Here is a 1,102-nt window from a genome sequence, read left to right as displayed (position 1 = left end):
TGTGCTGGTTCATGACATCGTTCACATCGGATGAGTCGAGACATCGTTCATATCCGCCGAGGTTCCACGATGGTGCATGTCCAGGGAACGTGTCATCGTGCTGTCGGTCATCGAGCAGGGCCTGTCCAAAGCTGAAACGGCACGCAAGTTCAAGGTGACCTGGCGCTGGGTCCACACCCTGGTCCAGCGCTACGAGCAGGGCGGTATCGAGGCGGTCGAACCACGCTCCAAACGCCCCCACACCAACTCCCGGGCAACCCCACAAGCAGTGCGCCGGCGCATCATCGAGCTACGCGCCGAACTCGGCGCAGCCGGGCTGGACCACGGCCCGGCCAGCATCCGCGACCGGCTCGCACTCGAAGGACACCCTGCTCCACCCTCGACCTCGACAATCCGCCGGGTCCTCACCGACGCCGGCCTGGTCACCCCTGAACCCAGAAAGCGTCCCCACAGCAGCCTGCGCCGGTTCGAGGCCGACCAACCCAACCAGTGCTGGCAATCCGATGTCACCCACTGGCCCCTGGCCGATGGCACCGACACCGAGATCCTGAGCTGGTTGGATGACCATTCCCGCTACCTGCTGGGCTGCACCGCCCACCACCGGGTCGGCGGTCATGACGTGGTCACCGACTTCACCCGCCTGGCCCAACTCCATGGCCTGCCCGCCTCCACCCTGACCGACAACGGCTCGATCTACACCAGCCGCTTCACCGGGGGCCGCAACGCCTTCGAATACCTGCTGCAGCGCCACCACATCGTGCAGAAGAACGGCCGCCCCGGCCACCCCCAGACCCAGGGAAAGATCGAACGTTTCCACCAAACCCTCAAGCGCTGGCTCGCGGCCCAACCCCCACCCCAGGACATCGCGCAGTTGCAGGTCCAGCTTGATCGTTTCGCCGAGGTCTACAACCACCTGCGTCCCCACAAGGCCATCGGCAACAAGACCCCCGCCCACGCCTACACCGCGACCCCGAAGGCGGTTCCCGACCCCACCCTGCCCCAGCACCCCCACTACCGGGTCCGCCGCGACATCGTCGATGCCGCCGGGCACGTCAGCTTGCGCCGCGGCGGCAAGATGCACCACCTCGGGGTCGGGCGAGCA

The 1,102-nt window shown here is 66.6% G+C and carries 1 protein-coding gene; it reads left to right on the top strand.

Annotated elements, in window-relative coordinates:
- Positions 1 to 76 precede the first annotated feature (76 nt).
- On the top strand, positions 77 to 1,102 hold a 1,026-nt coding region (locus M3G03_RS12755; protein ID WP_259810505.1), incomplete at its 3' end, for an IS481 family transposase.

The sequence above is a fragment of the Aestuariimicrobium sp. p3-SID1156 genome (assembly GCF_025144225.1).
Lineage (GTDB): Bacteria > Actinomycetota > Actinomycetes > Propionibacteriales > Propionibacteriaceae > Aestuariimicrobium.
The sequence above is the reverse complement of the archived record's forward strand: the minus strand, read 5'-3'. Positions and strand labels throughout refer to the sequence as shown.